The 19320-nt window shown below is 70.6% G+C and carries 17 protein-coding genes and 1 rRNA gene; 9 read left to right on the forward strand and 9 right to left on the reverse strand.

The features are described from left to right. Positions 1–104 precede the first annotated feature (104 nt). Positions 105–1028: a hypothetical protein gene (locus O3X23_RS16135; protein WP_443047863.1), complete on the reverse strand. Its 924-nt coding sequence runs from the start codon at positions 1026–1028 to the stop codon at positions 105–107. 195 nt (positions 1029–1223) lie between these two features. Here O3X23_RS16135 and O3X23_RS16145 point away from each other — a divergent pair, with 195 nt between their 5' ends. Then, entirely contained in the window at positions 1224–1385 is a 162-nt protein-coding gene (locus O3X23_RS16145) for a hypothetical protein (protein ID WP_269272060.1), read from the forward strand. A 119-nt stretch (positions 1386–1504) separates the two neighbouring features. Beyond that, a complete protein-coding gene (locus O3X23_RS16150) occupies positions 1505–3055 on the forward strand; it encodes an FAD-binding oxidoreductase (RefSeq protein WP_269272061.1) in 1551 nt (516 codons plus the stop codon). Between the two features lie 31 nt (positions 3056–3086). Here O3X23_RS16150 and O3X23_RS16155 read toward each other — a convergent pair whose 3' ends face one another. After that, a complete protein-coding gene (locus O3X23_RS16155; RefSeq protein ID WP_269272062.1) occupies positions 3087–3761 on the reverse strand; it encodes a phosphatase PAP2 family protein in 675 nt (224 codons plus the stop codon). A 184-nt stretch (positions 3762–3945) separates the two neighbouring features. Beyond that, on the reverse strand, positions 3946–4953 hold the full coding sequence (locus tag O3X23_RS16160) for a C40 family peptidase (RefSeq protein WP_269272063.1): 1008 nt from the start codon (positions 4951–4953) through the stop codon (positions 3946–3948). Positions 4954–5274: 321 nt separating this feature from the next. Here O3X23_RS16160 and O3X23_RS16165 point away from each other — a divergent pair, with 321 nt between their 5' ends. The 6 genes from O3X23_RS16165 (at position 5275) to O3X23_RS16190 (ending at position 12457) form a co-directional block, all read left to right on the forward strand. Continuing rightward, positions 5275–5583 (forward strand): hypothetical protein, encoded by a 309-nt coding sequence (locus O3X23_RS16165; RefSeq protein ID WP_138358463.1) that lies wholly within the window; start codon positions 5275–5277, stop codon positions 5581–5583. An 80-nt stretch (positions 5584–5663) separates the two neighbouring features. Next, positions 5664–6488, forward strand: coding sequence for a hypothetical protein (locus O3X23_RS16170; RefSeq protein WP_269272064.1), 825 nt, complete (start codon positions 5664–5666; stop codon positions 6486–6488). After that, positions 6478–7815 carry a hypothetical protein gene (locus tag O3X23_RS16175; protein WP_269272065.1) on the forward strand — a complete coding sequence of 446 codons (1338 nt, stop codon included), beginning with the start codon at positions 6478–6480 and terminating at the stop codon, positions 7813–7815. The genes O3X23_RS16170 and O3X23_RS16175 overlap by 11 nt, the downstream gene beginning before the upstream one ends. Next, the gene (locus O3X23_RS16180) at positions 7812–9356 is read left to right on the forward strand and encodes an SCO6880 family protein (protein WP_269272066.1); all 1545 of its coding nucleotides are present in this window, start codon (positions 7812–7814) and stop codon (positions 9354–9356) included. Before O3X23_RS16175 ends, O3X23_RS16180 begins: the two co-directional genes overlap by 4 nt. Before the next feature lie 19 nt (positions 9357–9375). Continuing rightward, positions 9376–10767, forward strand: coding sequence for an ATP-binding protein (locus O3X23_RS16185; protein WP_269272083.1), 1392 nt, complete (start codon positions 9376–9378; stop codon positions 10765–10767). Positions 10768–10861: 94 nt separating this feature from the next. Next, positions 10862–12457: a type IV secretory system conjugative DNA transfer family protein gene (locus O3X23_RS16190; protein WP_269272084.1), complete on the forward strand. Its 1596-nt coding sequence runs from the start codon at positions 10862–10864 to the stop codon at positions 12455–12457. Positions 12458–12495: 38 nt separating this feature from the next. Here the strand turns inward: O3X23_RS16190 and O3X23_RS16195 are convergent, their stop codons facing one another. The 4 genes from O3X23_RS16195 to O3X23_RS16210 form a co-directional block, all read right to left on the reverse strand. Beyond that, positions 12496–13578, reverse strand: coding sequence for a LacI family DNA-binding transcriptional regulator (locus tag O3X23_RS16195; RefSeq protein ID WP_269272067.1), 1083 nt, complete (start codon positions 13576–13578; stop codon positions 12496–12498). Between the two features lie 217 nt (positions 13579–13795). After that, positions 13796–15442, reverse strand: a complete 1647-nt coding sequence (locus O3X23_RS16200) for an extracellular solute-binding protein (protein WP_269272068.1) — start codon at positions 15440–15442, stop codon at positions 13796–13798. Between the two features lie 44 nt (positions 15443–15486). Next, positions 15487–16374 (reverse strand): carbohydrate ABC transporter permease, encoded by an 888-nt coding sequence (locus tag O3X23_RS16205; RefSeq protein ID WP_269272069.1) that lies wholly within the window; start codon positions 16372–16374, stop codon positions 15487–15489. Beyond that, on the reverse strand, positions 16371–17393 hold the full coding sequence (locus O3X23_RS16210; protein ID WP_443047864.1) for an ABC transporter permease: 1023 nt from the start codon (positions 17391–17393) through the stop codon (positions 16371–16373). Before O3X23_RS16210 ends, O3X23_RS16205 begins: the two co-directional genes overlap by 4 nt. A gap of 149 nt (positions 17394–17542) precedes the next feature. Here O3X23_RS16210 and O3X23_RS16215 point away from each other — a divergent pair, with 149 nt between their 5' ends. Next, the gene (locus tag O3X23_RS16215) at positions 17543–18547 is read left to right on the forward strand and encodes a hydroxyacid dehydrogenase (RefSeq protein WP_269272070.1); all 1005 of its coding nucleotides are present in this window, start codon (positions 17543–17545) and stop codon (positions 18545–18547) included. Positions 18548–18599: 52 nt separating this feature from the next. Here the strand turns inward: O3X23_RS16215 and O3X23_RS16220 are convergent, their stop codons facing one another. Further along, complete coding sequence (locus tag O3X23_RS16220) at positions 18600–19109, reverse strand: GNAT family N-acetyltransferase (protein WP_269272071.1); 510 nt, start codon at positions 19107–19109, stop codon at positions 18600–18602. Between the two features lie 91 nt (positions 19110–19200). Further along, positions 19201–19317, reverse strand: a 5S ribosomal RNA gene (gene rrf, locus O3X23_RS16225). Between the last annotated feature and the right edge of the window lie 3 nt (positions 19318–19320).

Genomic DNA, 19320 nt, shown 5'->3' on the forward strand with positions numbered 1-19320 from the left:
CCACCTCCTCGTCCTCGAGCAGTGGCCGGTTTCATCGGCCACTGGTCAGAGTAGGCACCCGCACACGGTCCGCGCATGGCACGGAAGGACCATTTCAACCACCGTCATTCCGGAGGTGCAGTAACGATCTTCCCGTTGTAGATGTCGGCCGACTTCGGCAGAACGACGTTCACCGGCGTTCCGAAGGCGTCGAACACCGTGGTCGACGACACCGTCACGTCGCTCGGCCCGGCGGACCTGCCGCCCGGCCCCCCGGGAGCGCTGCTCGCAGCCTGCGGAGCGGTGCTCGAACCGTTCGGGCCGCCGTCGGTCGTACCGCTGAAGGTGAACCGCTGGCTGACCTTCCGCGGCCGCCCCTGCGCGTCGAGGTACACATCGAACGGCACCCGCGTCACCGAGAAACCCTTGGCCGCCGCCTCGAGCGGGCGCCGCGTGGCCGGTGAGGCGCCACGGGCCCGGGCCGCGCGGGCGATGTCCGTCACTCCCCGGAAGTGCCGCACCTTCACCCCGTGGAACACCTCCTCGCCGACCAGCTCCACCGTCTGCGCCCCGCGCAGGAGTTCGGCCGCCGCCAGCGGATCGGTCGCGCCGCCGGTCACGAGGTTGCCGTCGGAGAGCCGCGTGGTGTCCACCCGCACCCACTTGTCCGCGGGCACGCCGGCGCCGCGGTCCTTCATGTAGAGCGCCCCGGGTGTCAGCAACTCGGTGACCGGAAGGTGCTCCTGAGACCCGGCGGCGTCCTTGGGGAGGGTCACCCGCAGCTCACCGCTGCCCTTGCCGTAGTCGAACCCGCCGGTTCCGGTGATTGCCACCCGGGTCCCGCCGCTCGCCATCTCCATCGACGTGCTGACCCTCGAACTCCCCGCCCTGATCAGGGCGTCGGCCGACCGGCGCACCGCGTCGCCAGGGTCCGCCCCCGAGCCGTCGGCGGCCGCGCCGTCCCCCGCGCAACCCGTCAGCACCGTCATCCCGCACACGAACCCCACCGCGGCGGCGGCCGTCACCCAGCGCCTGCGTCGCATCACCATCGCCCGCTACCCCCTGGGTATCCCGCCACCGGCCTCGTCCGACTAACGACGGGCCGCCCACCCCCGTAACGGCGCCCGGCCCGAACCGCGGGGGGCAATTGCCGGTCGCGCCGGAGCGCGCGCGGAGCGGCAACCGCGCGAGTGCGCGGAAGCAGCACCTCCACGACCCGCCCGCGCGTCCCGTACCGTGGTCGTGTGCTCATCCAGCCCGACGCAGCTCCGTCCGGAACCCACCACACCACGGTCACCGACAAGGGCTCCTTCGCCTCCGCCCGCTGCTCCTGCGGCTGGAAGGGCCCCGCCCGCCGAGCCCGCGCCCGCGCCCGCCGGGACGCCGAAGCCCATACCGGCGACTGAACCCCCCGAGGGCGTCACTCCCGGCCTTCCGCACCAGCCACCCCTTGCGTACGGCCGTCGGCGGGTAGGAGGGTGAGCAGTCGCCCGCCGACGCGGGCCCCGGGCAGGAGGCTGCGGCCGTGAACCGACGAGATGCGCTGCGCGCCGGAACCGGCGTCGCCGCGTCGACGTGGCTGACCGGCTGCAGCACCGGCGACAGCGCCGACGCGAAGCCGACGAGCACCACCCGCACCCCGGCCCCCACCGCCCCGAGCGGCCCCGGCAGTTCGGCGGCCACCGGCTCACCGCCGGACTGGCCGGCCCTGGCCAAAGGCCTGGGCGGCGCGCTGATCCGCCCGGACGACAGCGCGTACGACACGTCCCGCCGGCTCTACAACACCCGCTTCGACGGACTGCGCCCCGCCGCCGTCGCCTACGCCTCGGGCCCCGACGACATCCGCGCCTGCCTGGACTTCGCGCGCCGCTCCCGGTCGGTCCGGCTGGCGGTCAGGAGCGGCGGCCATTCGTACGGGGGCTGGTCCAGCGGCGGCCAGGACCACCTCGTGCTGGACGTGTCCCGGCTCAACGCGATATCCACCAACGGCACGGCCGCCACGGTCGGCGCCGGCGCGAAACTCATCGACGTGTACTCCCGGCTCGCCGAACACGGCAGAACCGTCCCCGCCGGCTCCTGCCCCACGGTCGGCATCTCCGGCCTCACCCTCGGCGGCGGCCACGGCGTGCTCAGCCGCTCGTACGGACTGACCTGCGACAGCCTCACCGGCGCCACCCTCATCACCGCCGACGGCAAGCAGCTCGACTGCGACGCGACCGCCAACCCCGACCTCTTCTGGGCGCTGCGCGGCGCCGGCTGCGGCAACTTCGGCGTCGTCACCGAGCTCCGCTTCGCCACCCACCCCGCGCCCTCCGTCGTGACCGGGTACGCCACCTGGCCGTGGAGCCGGGCGGCGGCCGTCGTGCGCGCCTGGCAGGAGTGGGGACCCGACCAGCCGGACCACATCTGGTCGGCGCTGCACCTGGAAGGACCGGCAGGCGGTTCACCGACGGTCTCCCTCGCGACCCTGTCGACCGGCTCGCGGACCGACCTGGCCAACGCCGTCGACCGGCTCGCCGGGAGCGCGGGAGGCAGCCCGCCCTCCTTCTCGACGCACCCGCACCCGTACTTGGAGGCGATGTTCTCGTACGCCGGCTGCTCGGGCCTGGCCACCGCCGAGTGCCATCTGCAGCCCAAGGGCAAGCTGCGGCGCGAGACGTACACCGCCCGTTCCGACTTCTACGACCACTCGCTGTCGCCCGCCGGCATCCAGGTCCTGCTCGGACAGGTCGAACGGCTCGGCTCGCTCCCGGGCGGCGGCGACGGCAGCGTGGCGCTGACCGCCCTGGGCGGCGCGATCAACCGGGTCGACCCCGGCGCGACCGCGTTCGTGCACCGGCGCTCACGTTTCCTGGCGCAGTACATCGCCTCGGACGCCCTCAGCCGGACGGCCTGGCTGGACACGCTGTACGCGGCGATGCGCCGCTACGCCTCGGGCTCCGCCTACCAGAACTACGCCGACCCGGCCCTGAAGGAGTGGCGTCAGGCCTACTACGGCCCGGCCGCGGCCCGTCTGACGGAGTTGAAGAAGAAGTACGACCCTGACAGGCTCTTCGACTTCCCGCAGGCCCTGTAGGTCCGCTGCGGGCCCGGATGCCTTCCGGCGCTCAGGCCGCCAGGTCCTTGTCGTACGCGGTGGGCATCGGGTACGCCTCACCGCGCCGTGCGGGGGCCCGGACGAGGCCGCGCAGTCCGGACCGGCCCATCGCCGTCGTGACCGGCGTCAGCAGGGCCATCGCGAGTGGGGCGAGCAGCAGCGCCGTGGCGGTGCCGAGGGCGAAGCCGCCGATCACGTCGGTCGGGTAGTGCACGCCCATGAAGACGCGGCAGAAGCCCTCGGCAAGCGCGATCAGTATGGCGACGATCCCCACCTTGCGGCTGACCATGAACAGCCCGACGGCCATGGCCATCGTGAGGGTCGCGTGATCGCTCACGAACGAGAAGTCGGTCTTGCCCTTGATCAGGACGTCGAGCCCCTCGTGGTCCACAAAGGGTCTGGGACGCTCCACGAGGCCGCGCACCGGGATGTTCAGCAGCAGGGCGATCCCGGCCGCCAGGCCGGACCACACGACCCCCGCGACGGCGGCGGGCGCCTGGTCGCTGCGGCGCGCGACCCGCCACCAGCACCAGCCGGCCAGCAGCAGCATGAGCACGATCAGCCCGTACTCGCCGACGAACTCCACGGCGCGGTCGACCCAGTGCGGCGAGTCCTTGGCGAGGCCGTTGATGTCGCGCAGCAGGCCCAGGTCGGGGTTGGAGCCGTCGGTCGCGTGCTCTGCCATGTGGTGGTGCCCCTTACCTGATCCATACTCCGGCCCCGCTGCTGGCCTCCAGGCCATGAACGCCGTTTCTCGCGCCATTGTCCCTGTGCAACGGCGGACACGGTACGTAGCGTTCCGGTCTCTACCGGATGATCACCAGGAAGTTATCCAAGAGAGATCAGAAGCGCATCCCCGGGCCAAAGCCTCACGCGGCGCCGGTAGTCGGCAGCGCCTGCGCGCCGTCCTTCGTCACCCGGGTCCCACCGATGAAGTCCGGTGTGTCGATCTTGTCGAAGCGAATCACCGCCCCGGTGTACGGGGCATTAATCATGTACCCACCCCCGACGTACAGTCCGACGTGGTGGATGGACCGGGGATCGTTGAGGTCGTAGGCGAAGAAGACCAGGTCACCCGGCAGCAGCTCGTCCCGCTTCGGGTGCGGCCCCGCGTTCCACTGATCGTTGGCCACCCGCGGCAGCTCGATCCCGACCGACGCGTAGGCCGCCTTCGTCAACCCCGAGCAGTCGAACCTGCCGCCCTGGTCGGCGGTCCCGTTGCCGCCCCACAGGTACGGCGTGCCGAGCTTGCCCTGCGCGTAGTAGATCGCCGCCGCGGCCTGCTGGGACGGCGCCACACGGCCCACGGGCGCGGCGAAGCTCTTCTCCAGCGTCCTGATCGTCTTCACGTAGTTCTGCGTCTCGCGGTACGCCGGGATCCCGCCCGCGTGGATCACCGCGTACGCGCCCGCGTTGTAGGCCGCGAGCATGTTGTTCGTCCGGTCGCCCGGCACGTCCTTCACATGCCCGGCCAACTCGCAGTCGTACGAGGCGGCCGACGGGATCGCGTCCTCCGGATCCCACACGTCCCGCTTCCCGTCCCCGTTCCCGTCCACTCCGTGGGACGCCCAGGTGCCCGGGATGAACTGCGCTATCCCCTGCGCGGCCGCGGCGCTCTGCGCCCGCGGGTCCCAGCCGCTCTCCTGGTACAGCTGCGCGGCCAGCAGCGCCGGGTTGATCTCCGGGCAGAGGTTGCCCCACTTCTGGACGATCGACTGGTATATCGCCGGCACCGAGCCCTTGGCGAGCGTGACCGACCCGCCGCTGCCGCCGGCCAGCCCGGCGGCGGCCGAAAACGTACCGATCACCAGCAGCGCCATGAACGAAAGGCACAGCCCGAAGCCGAGAGTGACGGTGAGCCAGACCTTCTTCGCCATCGGACGTGCCCTCTCAGGAGTGATGCCAGGGCTGCTAGGCGCCGCTGGTGACGGTGAGCCAGACTTTCCGCAGCACTGGTCCGCGCCTTCGTTCCAATCGTTGCCCTACGGTGACGCTCGTGATACACAGAGTAGTCGTCTACGTCCCATCGAACACCGGTCCGTGCAACATTCTGGACGCTGCGGTCCGGATCACACGGGGGATCCGTCGAGAAAGTCGCCGAGTCGACATGAACCGGTTGACACATCGGCCAAGATAGACCCTGGACCCTTGCGCCCCGGCGAGGGCTCCAACTGATCGAGCGGGGTGGTGAGTTCCTCATGTTCTTGGCAGCCACAAAGGGCGACATCAACACCATTATCGGTGGCATCGCCCCCAACTGGGGTCCCTTCGGGTCCCTTGGGAACGAAGCACGCGTGATGATCGAGGTGGTCATGGCAGTAGCGATCCTGCTCTGCCTGGCCATCGCGATCTGGGGCGCGGCCAAACAGCGGATCGGCGCGACAGCTCTCCGCGACACCTTCAGCGCCGAACAGGGCAAGGGTCTGATCATCGCCGGCCTCACCGGCGTGTTCATCATCGGATCCCTCGGCACGCTGTTCACCATCGTCTACGGCATGGCCGTGTAGTCCCCAGCCCAGAGCCAGCCTGTCCCATGTCCCCCGGGAGCCCGTCCCAGGCCCCCTCCCCCACCCGAGGCTGCGTGCTGATGCCCACTCACCCCAGCAGCGATACCGGCCAGGACGGCCCACCGACACGCACCCGCATGCCCGAAGGGCACGGCGGGCACGGCGCCGCGACACGCCGCACCAAGCCGAGCCGAGCCCTGGTGACGGTCCTCGGTGTCGTCGTCCTCCTCGTCGCCGTGATCGTCCTCGCCAACCGCGGCAATGACAACACCGCCTCCAACGGCGCGACCGCCGGCGGCGCCAAGGGCACGAACGCGAACCCCACGGCCCCGACCGGCGAGAAACCGGTCACCGGCAACAACGCGGGGATCCCTTCGGGGTACGCGAAGACGGAACAGGGTGCGCAGTCCGCTGCCGCGAACTTCGCCGTGGCGCTGGGGGGTGACGGGATGTTCACCACGGACCGCCGCCACGCGATCATCAACGCGATCGCGGACACGAGCACGGCCGGCAAGATGCAGACGGGCTTCGACACCAACTATTCGAAGGCCTTCCTGGCCGGCATCGGGCTGACCGCCGACGGTGCCGCGCCGGCCGGTCTGACCTTCGTCAACCGCACCCTCCCAGCCGGTACGAAGATCGACAAATTCGACGGCGAAACGGCCGACGTCTCCGTCTGGTGCGCCGGCATGTTCGGCCTGGCGGGCAACGCCTCGACCAAACCGGTGACCAACAACTGGTTTACCGTCACTTTCACGCTGAAGTGGAACGGTTCGGACTGGAAGGTTCTCGCTACCGGTCAGAAGAAGGGTCCGACCCCGGTCAGCGGCGACAATCCTGTGTCCACTGCCGGTGAGATCGCGGACGCGGTCAAGGGTTTCGGAGGGTTCACGTATGCGCGGTAGCCGACGTCTACGTTCCCTGTCCCTCGCAGGAGTCGTGGCGGGGGTCCAGACCGCCGTCGTTCTCCTCGCGACCCGTGCCGCCGCGGCGCCCACCCCCACCCCGACGCCGACCCCCACGACCAGCAGTGATCCCTGCGCACTCATCTCAGGTCCCGCCAAGGAGTACTGCGAAAAGGGCAAGGGCGGCGGTGGCGGGCCCTCCAACCCTCTCCCCGACACCCTCGATCCCCTGAGCGCCCTCGCGAAGGGCTGCGCCGATGCCGCCTCCTGGGTGATCACCAAGCTCTCCAAGGCGATCACGTCCACCACGCAGGTGGACTTCACCAACACCACCTTCCTGCGCCAGTACGCCGTCGTCTTCGCCGCCTCCACGATCCTCACGCTCGTCCTCTGGCTGCTGGCCGTCGCCAAGCGGGCCGTGCGCGGCGTGCCGCTGACGGAAGCGTTGACGGAGGCCGTGGGGTTCCTGTGGCTGACGGTGCTGGCCTCGGCGTTCACGCCGCTGGTGCTCTACACGGTGGTGTCGGCGACGGACGCCGTGACGGATGTGATCGCGGCCGGCACGTCGTCGAACACCAACACGTTCTTCGGAAACTTCTCCGCGGCCCTCGCCAAGGGCCAGGACATCGGCGGCGGCCCGATCATGCTGATCGTCGTCTCGATGGTGTCGGTGCTGGCCGCCGGCGTGCTGTGGCTGGAGCTCGTGATCCGGGCCGCGCTGCTCTACGTGGGCGCGCTCCTCGGCACCGCGGTGTACTCCGGGCTGGTCGACAAGAACATGTGGGGCCACGTCCGCCGCTGGGCGGGCATCATGATCGCGGTCATCCTCGTCAAACCGGTGATCGTGATCGTGCTGGGCCTGGCCGGGGCGCTGAGCGCGTCCGACGGGCCGAACTCGTTCTCCGCCGTCGTGTCGGGACTGGCGATCATCCTGCTGGCCATCTTCGCCAGCTTCATGATCTACCGCTTCGTCCCCGGCTTCGGCGACGACGTCGTGAGTCTGAAGAACAACCGCAAGGAAGCCGGCGGCGCCCAGGCCGCGGCCGTGATCTCCTCGCCCGCCGCGCTGGTGAAGCAGGGCATCAAGACGCACAGCGCCCGTGGCGGACCGCAGGAGCAGGCAACCAGTGGGGGCGCGCAGCCGTCCAACCCGGTGTCCGGCGGCGTGGCGGCGCACGGCAGCCGCAACGGCAACCCCGGCCGGAGCGGCGGAGGCGGAGGCGGCGGAGGCGGTTCGAACGGCGCCCCTGCGGCGCCCGCGCCCCGCACCACACCGGACCGCGGCAACAACAGCAACGGCAACAAGCACGGAGGTGATCGCCGGTGACGTCCCAGCCCTTCACCCAGCCGCGCCGCACGTATCTGATCGGCAAGGCCCGCCCGAACGCGATCGTCGGCAAGAACCGGGAGACCGGGGAGATCGCGCTGATCGTCGTCGGCGCGTTCCTGGGCATGATGTGCGGCCTGCTGGTCCCGATACTTCCGTTGCGCATCCTCACGCTCGTCGGGTGGCCGCTGCTGGCGTTCGCCGCCGTCTACATGCCGTACCGGCGGCGGACGTTCTACCGCTGGTTCGAGATCAACCGCACCTACCGCCGTACCCTGCGCCGCACCCCCGCCTACCGGTCGGCGGCCTCCGAGGCCGGTATCGGGCTCGACGGCCGTGAGGTCGAGGTCGGGCCGCCGCCCGGCATCGGCCGGATCAACTGGCTGTCGGCGCCCTTCGGCCCCGACGAGATCGCCGTGCTGCTGCACATCGACCGCAGGACCGTGACCGCCGCGATCGAGATCGAGGGCCCCGGCGTCGGGCTGCGCGACAGCGAGGACCAGGAAGCCCTGGTGGAACGCTTCGGCACGCTGCTCAAGCACGTGGCCAACGGCGACGGCTACGTCACCCGCCTCCAAATGCTGGCCCGTACGCTGCCCGCCGACCCGGACGCGCACGCGAAGGACGTCTCGCTGCGCGGCGACCCGCGGGCCGAGACGTGGCTCGTGGACTCCTACGAGCAGCTGCAGTCGATGGTGTCGACCTCCTCGGAGCAGCACCGCGCCTATCTCGTCGCCTGTATGCACTTCACCCGCGAGCTGGCCGCCGAGGGCCACGCGCTGGCCCGTGCGACCGTCACCCGCCGCTCCGAGATCGACAAGGACGCGGGGCTGGCCGCCGTCATGGCCCGCGAGCTGACCGACATCTGCGCCCGGCTCGCCGAGGCGGACATCCGGGTCCGCCAGCCGCTCGGCCAGGCCCGGCTGTCGTCCCTCGTCCACTCCATGTACGACCCGGACCACCCCATCGACCACATCCAGGCGATGACCCGGCGCAACGCCTGGCCGGCCGAGCTGGACGCGACGGAGCCGACGTATTTGCAGGCCAAGACCCGCGAATCGGCCACCCGCGCACCCTGGCACCACTCCACCGCCTGGGTGAAGGAGTGGCCGATGACGCCCGTCGGCGTCAACTTCCTGGCCCCGCTGCTCGTCCACACCCCGGACGTGATCCGTACGGTCGCGGTCTGCATGGACCTGGAGCCGACCGACGTCGCCATCGAGCGGATGCTGACCGAGAAGACCAACGACGACGCGGACGCCAGCCGCGCCGCCAAGATGAACCGGGTGATCGACCCACGAGACGTCGCCCACCACGGCCGTGTCGACCAGCGTGGTGAAGACCTCGCAAGCGGCGCCGCCGGAGTGAATCTCGTCGGTTACATCACCGTAAGCTCCCGTTCGCCGGAAGCACTTGCCCGGGACAAGCGTACGATCCGCGCGTCGGCGGGTAAGTCGTATCTGAAGCTGGAGTGGTGCGATCGTGAGCACCACCGTGCGTTCGTGAACACGCTGCCGTTCGCGACCGGTATCCGCCGCTAACAGGAGGCCCATCATGCCCATGCTGGACCCCCTCGCCACGCTCACCGACGCGTTCACCGGCTTCCTGTTCGGGAAGGTGGAGTCCACGCGGCTGCCCGTCCGCACCTCCACCGGGCAGGCGCAGGCCGTGTACCTGCCCACCGCCGCCCCCGGCCTCGGCGACTCCGGTGTGATCATCGGCCGCGAGGTGTACTCCGGCAAGGGCTACATCTACGACCCCTTCCAGCTCTACGGCCAGCAGCTGCCCGCCCCGCACTGGCTGGTGCTCGGCGAGTCCGGCAACGGCAAGTCCGCGCTGGAGAAGACGTACGTGCTGCGCCAGCTGCGCTTTCGCGACCGCCAGGTCGTCGTCCTCGACGCCCAGGGCGAGGACGGCGTCGGCGAGTGGAACCTGATCGCGAAGGCGCTCGGAATAACTCCCATCCGGCTGGACCCGATGGCCGCCCTCAACGGCGGCATCAAGCTCAACCCGCTGGACCCGGCGATCGCCGCGACCGGGCAGCTCGCGCTGCTCCGCACGATCATCGAGGTCGCGATGGGGCGCGGCCTGGACGAGCGGTCCGGCTTCGCCCTCAAGGTCGCCCACGCGTACGTCACGGAGACCACCACCGACCGGCAGCCCATCCTCACCGACATCGTCGAGCGGCTCCGACATCCCATGCCGGACTCCGCCGAGGCGATGAACGTCGATGTCGACGACGTCCGGGCGTGGGGCCTGGACGTGGCCCTCGTGCTGGACCGGCTGGTCGACGGTGACCTGCGCGGCATGTTCGACGGCCCGACGACCAACGGCATCGACCTGGACGCGCCACTGATCGTCTTCGACCTCTCCCACATCGACCGCAACTCGATCGCCATGCCCATCCTGATGGCGATCGTCGGCGTGTGGCTGGAGCACACCTGGATCCGGCCCGACCGGGTCAAGCGCGTCTTCCTCGTCGAAGAGGCCTGGCACATCATCAACAGCCCGTTCGTGGCCCAGCTCTTCCAGCGGCTGCTGAAGTTCGGCCGCCGCCTCGGCCTGTCCTTCGTCGCGGTCGTCCACCACCTGTCGGACGTCGTGGACGGCGCCGCCGCGAAGGAGGCCGCCGCGATCCTGAAGATGGCCTCCACGCGCACGATCTACGCCCAGAAGGCGGACGAGGCACGCGCCACGGGTCTGGTCCTCGGCCTGCCCCGGTGGGCGGTCGAGATCATCCCGACGCTCACCCCGGGTATCGCGGTCTGGGACGTCAACGGCAACGTCCAGGTCGTCAAGCACCTGATCACCGAGTCCGAGCGGCCCCTGGTCTTCACGGACAGCGCGATGACGCAGTCGTCCGTCGACCACACGGCCCAGGTCGAGGCGGAGGCGGTGGCCGACGCGGAGATCGCGCTGGCGAAGCAGTTGGCCGACGACGCGGTGGCCTGAGGTGGCGGCGGAGCGACGCGGGACCGCGGAGCGACGGGCGGCGGGCGGTGTCCCCGACGGACTGATCCTCGGGATCCTGGGCTTCCTGCTGGGCATGACCATCATGGTCTGGACGGCCACCGGCATCGCGGGGCTCTTCGCCCACGGCAGCTGGCCGACCGCCGTGCACTTCACCCGCACCCCGCTGGCCATGCGCCACCTGATGGGCGATCCGCACGACATCCCCGGCGCCTGGCCGGAGTCCCCGCCGCTCGAACTCCCGGGCTCCGGGCTCTTCTGGGGCATCTTCATCGGCCAGTTGATGGTCCTCTTCGTCCTGACGGTCTTCCTCATCGGCGTCCTCACTCGCTACCGGGTGGTCCGCGCCAACCACCGCGCCGCGCGGGAGACGGCCGAGTCGGAACGGTCCGAGGACGCCGACGCCGTCCCCGCGCCGCGCCGGCACAAGCCCGAGCCCGAGCCCGCCGTCGCGGTCGAACAGCGGCCACCGGCGCCGGAACCGCCGCGCGAACCGGCACCGGCACCGGCCGTACCAACGGCGTACGAGGCGCCACCGGCCGTCCCCGTCCCCGCGCCGATCCCCCACCAGGCGCCGGAACCGCAGACCGCCCCCGCGGCCCACGCCCTACCGCCCGTCGCACCACCCGCACGCACCGACCCGCTGGCAGGCGGTGAACTGCGCCGGACGTACGTGCTGTTCGCCGCACCGCGCGGCGACAAGGCCAAGCGCGCGGTGGAACCCGCGATCCTGAACGCCGCCGGCGCCGTGATCGTCACGACCGCCGACGCCGAGACGTACCGCAGGACCGTCGGCAACCGCGCCAAGCTGGGCCCGGTCTCCGTCTACGACCCCGCGCACCTCATCGACCTTCCGGGGCGGCTGCGCTGGGCCCCGCACACCGGCTGCGAGGACGCGCCGAAGGCCGCGACCCGCGCCACCGCGCTCCTCGCGCCACTGCGGCCGACGAGCAGCCTGGACTCCCTGACGTTCGCGGCGGCGGAAACCCTGCTGCGCTGCTGGTTGCACGCGGCGGCCGTCGACGGCCTGCCGTTCCGTCAGGTCCACCGCTGGGCGGCGGGCGGCGCCGCGGGCGGCGAGGCCGTACGGATCCTGCGCACGGCGCGCACCGCCGCGGCCGGCTGGAGCGGCGAGCTGGAGTCGGTGCTCCACGCCCACCCCGAACGCCGGGACGCCGCACAAGCGTTGATACACCGGGGGCTGGAGTGCCTCAACTCGATCCATATCAGGGACGCCTGCAATCCCGGTCGAGCCGGTGCGCCCGATTGGGAGTCGTTCGTCGCCGAGAGGGGAACGCTCTACGTGGTGGGCGAGGCGATCGAGGATCCACGAGCCCGCCCGGGTGCGATGCCACTGCTGACCGCACTCGTATCGAGCGTGGTCGAGCACGGCCGGTCCATGGCTGCGAGGTCATCTGCCGGTCGGCTCGACCCACCAATCACGCTGGTCCTCGACGACATCGCCGCGCTGGCCCCGATCCCGGAGCTGCCCGGGCTGCTGTCCACCGGACAGGCCGACGGGCTGCCCGTGCTCGCCGTGTTCCGTTCGCCGGAGCAGGCCAGGGACCGCTGGCGGACCGCGTTGTGGCAGCAGGCGGACGTACGCCTCACGCTGGGCGATCCGCTCGGCCTGATCTCCGACGAGATCCCGGACGCGGTCCAGCTCGGCTGAGGCGTCCCGGCCGTCCCGCTGTCCCGCCGTACGGCCGATCAGTCCCGCGGCGCCCGGCCCACCGAATCGCGCACCACGATGTGCGTGCCCAGCAGATGGCGGCGCTGCGCCGGACCGCCCGACACGTCCTCGGACAGCGCGATCCTGACCGCCTCCCGTCCCAGCTCGTACGAGGGGATGTGCACGGTCGTCAGGGGCGGGTTGAGGTCCTGCGCGAAGTGCTCGTTGTTGTACCCGACGACGGACACGTCCTCGGGCGTCCGCAGCCCGGCGTCGCGCAGCGCGGACATCGCGCCCGCCGCGACGAGATCGTCGCCCGCGAAGACCGCCGTGAACTCCGGCCTGCCCCCGGACGCCGCGATCATGGACCGCACCGCCGCATAGGCGTTGTCCCGGCCGAGACCCGATCCCGCGACCCGCGCCGACTCCGGGTCAAGACCGTGGTCCGCGAGCGCGCGACGGTACCCGGACAGGCGCGGCTCGAAGGTGCTGTGGCCCGGGAGCCGGCCGAGGAACAGGATCCGCCGGTGACCGGCCGACAGCAGATGGCTGGTGATCGCGTAAGCGCCCGCCTCGTTGTCGTACTCGACGACGAGCACCGGCATGTCGGGCGTGGGCGCCGGACGGCCGCACAGCACCAGCCGGGACCCGGCCGCGGACAGGGCGTGCGCGTACTCGTTCAGCCGGGCCCGGTACGGCTCGTCCTCGACGGCGCCGCCGACCAGCACCACCACCTCGGCCCGCTGCTCGCGCATCATCTGCACGAGCGCCAGCTCCCGCGCGATGTCACCGCCGTGGCTGCACACCAGGCACAGCCGGCCGCGGGCCGCCGCCTCCTGCTCGACGCCCTGGGCGACCTCCGCGTAGAACGGGCTGTCGACGGCCTGGACGATGACCGCGACGGTCTTCGGGCCGGTCCCCGCCAGTGCCCGCGCCCGCGCGTCGATGACGTAGTCCAGGTCCTTCACCGCCCGCAGCACCTTCGCGCGCGCCGCGGCGGAGGTCGGGTAGTTCCCGGCCAGGACCCGCGAGACCGTCGCGACCGATACGCCCGCCCGTTCGGCGACGTCCCGAATGGTCACCCGGCGCTGCCCGCCGCCCCGTGCTGCTGCTTCCGTCATGCCCGCATGCCCGCCGTCCGATTCCGTGCGCCCCGGGCCGGCCGCCGGCACCGGCTGCGGGTGGCCGACCGGTCGTCCGGCGCCACGCACGCCACCCCGTCGAGCCCCACCCCGCGCTGCCGCCCAGCGTAGCCGTGCCACGCCCGGCGGCAGCGCCCTCCACACCCAGCGAGCCACGCGCACCGGCGCCCGCCCACTCGCGCTCCTCCACCCGCGCTCAGGTGTTGGCGGCGTAGTCCTTCGCCAGTTCGTCGGCCATCCGCGCGCGACCGTCGTTGCGGGCCTTCTTGACCACCGCGTCCCACTCGCCGACCGGCTTCCGCCCGGCCACGATGCTCATCACGCTGTCCCGCAGATACTGGTCGACATTGGCGCCGACCCGGCTCAGCGTCGCCGACTGCAGCCCGAAGCGCGGATTGCGGACCATCAGCGGCACGGCCTTGACCTGCCACGCGTGGTTGGTCCGCACCGCCTCCGGCTGCCCCGGGATGAAGAGCACCTGCGGTGCGTCGCACAGGTACTTGAACGGCAGGTTGGTGTTGCCCTCCAGCAGCCCCAGCTCGTTCAGCTTCGGCGCGCCGTCGGCGCCCCGGCTGAAGTGGGTCCCCTCGATGCCGTAGTGCAGCAGCTCGTACTCCTTGCTGCCGAACGGTGAGGCAAGGTAGTCCAGCACCCGCAGCATCAGCTGGAGCCGGTCCTTCGAGGCCTTCTTCAGCACGGTGTAGCCGAAGATGTTGCGCGCCTGCTGGATGGCGGGCTTCGCGCCGCCCGAGCTGTACGGCAGCGCCGCGTCCAGGTCGAACTTCCCCTTGATGCCCTGGATGTTGCTGATGAGCGCGCCGAAGCCGTCCGTCATCGAGGCGACGGTGCCGTTGTAGAACTGCGACTTGAGGTCCACCTGCGAGGTCGCCGAGGCGTTCGGCTCGTAGACGCCGGCCGCCCGCAGCTTCGCCATGTACTCGATGGCCGCCCGGAACTCGGGGGTGGCGTACGCGTCGCTGAACGCACCGCCCGCCACCTTCCACTCGTAGGGCGCGCCGAACGCGAGCGCGTGCACGTTCACCCCGAACACGCTCTGCTGCGAGGCACCCAGCGCGTACTTCCTGCCGCTGGTCGCCGCCGTCGCCACGGCCAGGAAGTCCTCGGCGGTCCAGCCGTCCTTCATCCCGGCCCCGTCGAACACGTTCCTGTTGACCCACAGGGTGTTGCCGGGCTTGGAGCGCTCCACCGGCACCCCGAAGATCCGGCCGCCGATGCGGCCCATGTCCTGCCAGGCGTAGGTGGGGATGTTCGCCAGGTTCGGGTACTGCTTGACGGCGTCGCCCGACAGGAGCTCCGACAGGTCGGCGCACTTGGACTGCACGAACTCGGCCTCGCGCGGCAGTACATACCCGCCGCCGATGTTGATGATGTCCGGCAGGTCGTCGCCCGCCATCAGCGTCGCCATCTTGTTGGGGTAGTCCGAGTCCGGGACGACCGTGTACTCGATGGTCACACCGAGCGCCTCGTTGACCGCCGTCCAGAACTTGTTCTGTCCGGCCGCCTTGGGCGGCGTCCCGTACGTGATCGTCAGCACCTTGATCGTGCTGCCGTCACCGGGCTTGGCGGCCACCGCCCGCACCAGGTTCTTCGGGTACGAGGTGAAGCCGGCCTGCACACCGTTCGCCGTGCCCGGCAGGTCGGGCACCGGGCCCTGGAAGGGCAGATGCGCCGGCCAGGCGGCCAGCTTCTTGCCCGCGTTGGAGACGTCGTGCCCGCCCGAGGAGGAGGAACAGGCGGTGAGGACGGAGGGGACGGCGAGGGCAGCGCCACCGGCGGCGATCGAGCGCAGCACGGTACGCCGCGAGTACGACGAGGAACTCAACGGAATGGTCCTTTCGGAGGGAGGACGCGAAGACGGAGAGAGGCTCAGCTCTTGATGGCGCCGGTGAGCACGCCCTTGGTGAAGTACTTCTGCAGGAAGGGGTAGACGACGAGGATCGGCACGGTCGCCACGACCAGCACCGCCATCTGGATCGTCTGCGGCGCGGACACCATGCCCGCCTCGCTCACCCCGGTGTCGGCGATCTGGGCGCCGTTGATCACATACGTCCGCAGCACCTGCTGCAGCGGCCAGTGGTCGGAGTTGAGATAGATCGACGCGTAGAACCAGGCGTTCCAGTACGAGACCGCGTAGAAGAGCCCGACGACGGCCAGGGCCGCCTTGGAGAGCGGAAGGACGATCTTCCGCAAGACCATCCAGTCCCCCGCCCCGTCGAGCCGGGCCGCCTCGTACAACTCCTCGGGCACGGACTGGAAGAAGCCGCGCAGCACGATCAGGTTGAAGACGTTGATCAGCACGGGCGCGACGAGCGAGGAGTAGCTGTCCAGCATGCCCAGCTCCTTGACCAGCAGGAAGCCGGGGATCATGCCGGGCGGGAAGAGGAAAGTGAAGAGGATCAGCAACAGCACGGGGCGGCCGCCGAAGACCCCGGGCCGGCTCAGCGCGTACGCCAGACCGATCGTGCACGCGAGGCTCACCGCCGTGCCGATGACCGTCACCCCGGCGCTCACCATCAGCGCGTGCCCGACGATCCCGCCGTCGAAGATCTGCTGGTACGCGCGCAGGGTCGGATGCTGCGGCCACAGCACCCAGCCGCCGTTGTCCACGACCTCCTGGTTGGAGGCGAGGCTGGTCGAGACGATGATCAGGAACGGAACGAGGACCAGTGCCACGACCGCGACCAGCGCCACGGCCTTCGCCGCCCGCGTGACCGGCCGCGGCTTCTCCATCCAGCTGGGGCGGACGGCGCTCATCGGTACACCCCCTGCTCTCCAAGACGATGGGCGATCTTGTTCGCCGTGTAGACCAGCGCGGCACCCACCAGGCCCTTGAACAGCCCCGCGGCGGCGGCGAACCCGAAGTCGCCGCCGATGATGCCCTTGTAGTAGACGAAGGTGTCGATGATCTCCGCCGCCTCCGGGCCCACGGCCGGCCGCTGCAGCAGCATCTGCTCGAAGCCGACGGACAGGACGTCGCCGAGCCGCATGATCAGCAGGAGTACGACGATGGGACGCACGGCGGGCAGCGTGACGTGCCAGAAGCGCCGCCACGGTCCGGCGCCGTCGATCGCCGCCGCCTCGTACTGCTGCTCGTCGACCTGGGCGAGCGCGGCGAGGAAGATGATCGTCCCCCAGCCGGCGTCCTTCCAGATCACCTGCGCGACCACCAGCGGCTTGAACGCGTCGGGGTTCCCGATGATGTCGACGCTGTGCAGTCCCGCCTCGCCGAGCGCGCTGTTCAGCAGCCCGGTGTCACCCAGCAGTTGCTGGAAGAGCGCGACGACGATCACCCAGGACAGGAAGTGCGGGAGGTACGCGACGCTCTGCACGAAACGCCGGACGCTGGCCCTCGTCAGGCTGTGCAGGAGCATGGCGAGCGCGAGCGGGACGGGGAAGTAGAACGTCAGCTGCAGCAGCGCTATCCACAGGGTGTTGACAACGGACGCCCAGAAATCGGCGTCCTCGAACATCCGCTGGAAGTTCTCCACCCCGATCCACTGGCTCGCCCACAGCCCGTCGAACGGCACGTAGTCCTTGAAGGCGATGACGTTGCCGGCCATCGCGCCGTAGTGGAACAGCAGGAAGTACGCCAGACCCGGCAGCGTCAGCAGCAGCAGGACCCGGTCCTTTCGAAACCGCTTCCACCGCGAGCCCCGCGCGTCCCGGCGGGGCGGCCCACCCGGGTCGGCCGCCCCGCCCTCCCGTTCGTGCTCGTCACAGGGCACTACGACCGCATGACTGCGATCGGTGGCGCCCCGATTGGCTGTCGCCATCGCGTCCTCCCTGACGGTCGAGTGGGAGGAAAGTAAACCGGTTACTACGTGAGGTCAAGGGCTTGAACCGTTGCGGTTCTTGACCTGGTGGGCTGTCGGCCCTAGCCTCCGATCAACATCAAGTAACCGTTTACATCGTGGGGGTTTCCATGGCGGACCGACCGACCGCAGTCCTGGCCATGCGCGCGGACGTGGTCGACGCGGTGCTCCCCGCCGACCTGCGGGCCCGGCTCGAGGGCTGCGTACGACTCCATCCCGACGCCATCACCAGCGGCTTCGGCACACCGGCCGCCCGTACGGCCCTCCGCGACGCGGACCTGCTCATCACCGGTTGGGGCTGCCCGCTCATCGGCCCGGAAACCCTCGCCGCGGCCCCCCGGCTGGGCGCCGTCATCCACGCTGCGGGCTCCGTCAAACACCATGTGCACCCGGCTGTCTGGCAGCGCGGGATCTCCGTCTCGTCCGCGGCCGACGCCAACGCGGGCCCCGTCATCGAATTCACCCTGGCCACCATCGTGCTGGCCGTCCGCGGCACTCTCCGCACGGCCGCCCGGTACGCCCGCGACGACCTGCCCGGCTTCGCCGAACGCCAGGGGGGCGACGGCGCGACCATCGGCGTGATCGGGGCATCGCGCATCGGGCGGGGGGTCATCGACCGCCTCACCACCGCGAGCGCCGGCTACCGCGTCCTGCTCGCCGACCCCTACGTATCCGCCCGGACAGCGGCCGAACTCGGCGTGCACCTGGTGGAGTTGGACGACCTGTGCCGGTCCTCCGACGTCGTCACCGTGCACGCCCCCGACCTACCGGAGACGCACCACCTGCTCGACGCCCGGCGCCTGGCCCTGCTGCGGGACGGCGCCGCGCTCATCAACACCGCACGGGGCCGGCTCATCGACACGGACGCCCTCGTCCGCGAATGCTCCACCGGACGGCTCGACGCCTACCTCGACGTCTCGGAGCCCGAACCGCTCCCGCACGGTCACCCGCTGTTCGCCCTCCCCAACGTCCTGGTCACCCCGCACATCGCCGGCTGCCAGGGCAGCGAGGTCCGTCGGCTCGGCACGTACGCCGTGGACGAAGTACGGCGCTGGACCCGGGGCGAGCGGTTGCTGGGCGAGGTCAGCGCGGCCGACCTGGAGCGGATCGCGTAGACCTGTCCGTAGACCTGTGCGGTGCCCGGGCCTGCTCGGTGCTCTGGACCGCTCAGACGGGGCGCGCCAGCTCCAACTCGTACTCGGTCTGTGACGCGTCGAGCGGGAACGCCATCGTCTCGCCGGTCCTGGTGAACCCCAGTCGCGCGTAGAACGCCTGCGCCCGCGCGTTGTCCTCGTGCACCCACAGCCGAACCCGGCCGATCTTCTCCGGCAGCTCCCAGGACCAGTCGATCGCAGCCCGCAGCAGTTCCTCGGAGAGGCCGGTCCCGCGGCCCTCCGGCGCCATGTAGACGCCGACGATGTGGGTCTGCGGAACGGGGAACGCGGCTCCGACCTCCACCAGCACCGTGGCCGAGCCCACCCACTCGCCGGCCTCGTTGACGGCCACGAACCCGGGGGTGGTCCCTCTGCGCTGCCACGTCTCCTCGGGGAACGCCGCTTCCGTCGCGTAGGTGTTGACGAAGGCCACGCTGCTCGCCGGATCCAGCAGCGCGGCCAGTCTCAGCTGCTTGCGCCGCTGCCACTCGTGAGGCTCGGTGGCACGTATCTCATATCCCATGCGGCGATCGTGCCAGCCGTCCCGGCGGCGTCGCAACGCAAAAAAACCTCAGGCCCGGGATCAGAGATCCCGGGCCTGAGGCTTAATGATTGTTCGGCGGCGTCCTACTCTCCCACAGGGTCCCCCCTGCAGTACCATCGGCGCTGAAAGGCTTAGCTTCCGGGTTCGGAATGTAACCGGGCGTTTCCCTAACGCTATGACCACCGAAACA

It is taken from the genome of Streptomyces sp. H39-S7 (assembly GCF_027158205.1).
Classification (GTDB): Bacteria; Actinomycetota; Actinomycetes; order Streptomycetales; family Streptomycetaceae; genus Actinacidiphila.

Coding starts and splice junctions, on each gene's coding strand:
- O3X23_RS16135 (WP_443047863.1), bottom strand. CDS start 1,028: ATGGTGATGCGACGCAGGCGCTGGGTGACGGCCGCCGCCGCGGTGGGG.
- O3X23_RS16155 (WP_269272062.1), bottom strand. CDS start 3,761: ATGGCAGAGCACGCGACCGACGGCTCCAACCCCGACCTGGGCCTGCTG.
- O3X23_RS16160 (WP_269272063.1), bottom strand. CDS start 4,953: ATGGCGAAGAAGGTCTGGCTCACCGTCACTCTCGGCTTCGGGCTGTGC.
- O3X23_RS16165 (WP_138358463.1), top strand. CDS start 5,275: ATGTTCTTGGCAGCCACAAAGGGCGACATCAACACCATTATCGGTGGC.
- O3X23_RS16170 (WP_269272064.1), top strand. CDS start 5,664: ATGCCCACTCACCCCAGCAGCGATACCGGCCAGGACGGCCCACCGACA.
- O3X23_RS16175 (WP_269272065.1), top strand. CDS start 6,478: ATGCGCGGTAGCCGACGTCTACGTTCCCTGTCCCTCGCAGGAGTCGTG.
- O3X23_RS16185 (WP_269272083.1), top strand. CDS start 9,376: ATGCTGGACCCCCTCGCCACGCTCACCGACGCGTTCACCGGCTTCCTG.
- O3X23_RS16190 (WP_269272084.1), top strand. CDS start 10,862: ATGACCATCATGGTCTGGACGGCCACCGGCATCGCGGGGCTCTTCGCC.
- O3X23_RS16195 (WP_269272067.1), bottom strand. CDS start 13,578: ATGACGGAAGCAGCAGCACGGGGCGGCGGGCAGCGCCGGGTGACCATT.
- O3X23_RS16205 (WP_269272069.1), bottom strand. CDS start 16,374: ATGAGCGCCGTCCGCCCCAGCTGGATGGAGAAGCCGCGGCCGGTCACG.
- O3X23_RS16210 (WP_443047864.1), bottom strand. CDS start 17,393: ATGGCGACAGCCAATCGGGGCGCCACCGATCGCAGTCATGCGGTCGTA.
- O3X23_RS16215 (WP_269272070.1), top strand. CDS start 17,543: ATGGCGGACCGACCGACCGCAGTCCTGGCCATGCGCGCGGACGTGGTC.
- O3X23_RS16220 (WP_269272071.1), bottom strand. CDS start 19,109: ATGGGATATGAGATACGTGCCACCGAGCCTCACGAGTGGCAGCGGCGC.